Here is a 1,774-nt window from a genome sequence, read left to right on the forward strand (position 1 = left end):
CACCCGCACCCGGTGCGCCGAACCCGCAACCGCTCACCCCTCCGGCCTCTCTCGCCACGGCCGCCCCGCCGCTGACGCCGACCGAGGCGCGGACAATGTTGCCCGATGTCGTGGCACCGCAATGTAGTCGGACTACGCTGACCGCCATTGCCGCCCATCGATGCATTGAGGGGATCAAGCGTGACCAGCAGTGAATTCGCGTACACCGGGTGCGACAACCTGGAGGCGATGACCGAAGCGGTCAATTACAACAAATTTCTGATCGACTGCGTAGATAAACATGTCACGTCGCCGGACCTGCGCATACTGGACTTCGGTGCCGGTCGGGGCACCTACGCCGATATGCTGGCCGAGCGGCAGATCATCCCGGATTGTCTCGAACCCGACGCCGAACTGCAGAAGCTGCTGCTGTCGAAAGGCTACAAGGTCGTCGATTGCGAGGCCGAGCCGTCCGAAGCCGAAATGTACGGTCTGATCTATTCTTTCAACGTTTTCGAGCACATCAAGAACGACCAGGAAGCGTCCGAACACCTGACCTCGCTGTTGCGGCCCGGGGGGACGCTGGTGATCTATGTGCCCGCGCTCGAGGTGCTGTTCACCTCGATGGACACCAAAGTCGGGCACTACCGGCGTTATCGCCGAACTCAGCTCAACCGCATTCTCCGTAACGCGGGTCTGGAGATCGTGGAGTCGCGCTACTGCGACCCGATCGGCTTCTTCGCCACCCTGGCCTACAAGTTCGCCGGCAGCGACGACGGCACGATCAACACACGAGCGCTGAAGCTCTACGACCGCGTGGTGTTCCCGCTCAGCAAGCTCCTGCAGGCCGTCACCGGCAAGCTGTTCGGCAAGAACGTGCTGGTAGTCGCCACGAAGGCCTGATACCCCGTCGCCGTGACGAAGGTGGTCCCGATGACCCTGGAACCGGTCATCGGGATCCGTTGCCGCGCTGGGCTATCGATGGTTCGCGATGCTCGGTGACGCCGTGCGCTCAGTTCGTCCGGCTGCCCACCGACTGCGCCAGGAAGGGCCACGACGAGCGGAGGTCGTCCTCCCAGTATCCCCAGGAGTGTGTGCCGACAGGGCGTTCGTCCAGCGTGACCGGAATGTTCAACTCGCGCAGCCGGTTGGCGAGGTTGACGGTGCAGAAGTGCACTGCCGCCTCGATGGGGCCGCCGAAGGCGAGCTGGACCGGGAGCGGGATCCTGCCGTCCTGGACACGCGCGTCCGCCGGCGTGTCGTGGGGTGCGCCGGGGATCCCGGTGCCGGTGCTCAGATAGACCTCGGTGCCGCGCAGCCCTTCGGCGTTGACGAGCGGATCATTGGCACGCCACAGGGGACCGTTGCGTGGGCCCCACATGTTCTCGATGCTCTGCCCGCCACCCCAGTTCTCGACCGTGATCCGGACGAATTCCTGGCCGATGGGGTCCGAGGTCTGCGCGCAACCGCTGAAGGACGCCACGCTGTTCCAGAAGCCGGGCTTGGCGATCGCCAGGTTCAGCACCGAGGTGCCGCTCATCGACACACCGACCACGGCGCGATTGCCGTCTGCCCGGAGGAACTCCTCGATCACCGACGGCAACTCCTCGTTGAGGAACGTCTGCCATTTGTTGCGGCCGAGCACCGCGTCGTCGCGCACCCAGTCGGTGTAGTAGGAGCTGGCGCCGCCGACCGGGGTCACGACGTTGACGTCTTTGTCACGCAGGAAACTCACGGCGTCGGTCTGCGCGTCCCAGCCGCTCTGATTCGGGCCGCCCTGGGAACCGTTGAGCAG

The 1,774-nt window shown here is 64.7% G+C and carries 2 protein-coding genes and 1 pseudogene; 2 read left to right on the plus strand and 1 reads right to left on the minus strand.

Annotated features, from left to right (window positions below; all coding sequences use genetic code 11):
* Together ACFWF3_RS34560 and ACFWF3_RS34565 are read left to right on the plus strand one after the other, a co-directional pair.
* Positions 1-194: pseudogene (locus ACFWF3_RS34560) on the plus strand (hypothetical protein); the annotation flags it as partial.
* A 34-nt stretch (positions 195-228) separates the two neighbouring features.
* A complete protein-coding gene (locus ACFWF3_RS34565; RefSeq protein ID WP_379318251.1) occupies positions 229-882 on the plus strand; it encodes a methyltransferase domain-containing protein in 654 nt (217 codons plus the stop codon).
* A gap of 109 nt (positions 883-991) precedes the next feature.
* Here the strand turns inward: ACFWF3_RS34565 and ACFWF3_RS34570 are convergent.
* Positions 992-1,774: alpha/beta hydrolase (locus ACFWF3_RS34570; protein ID WP_379318253.1), on the minus strand; the 783-nt coding region annotated here is incomplete at its 5' end.

Source organism: Nocardia sp. NPDC060220 (assembly GCF_042727815.1).
Lineage (GTDB): Bacteria > Actinomycetota > Actinomycetes > Mycobacteriales > Mycobacteriaceae > Nocardia.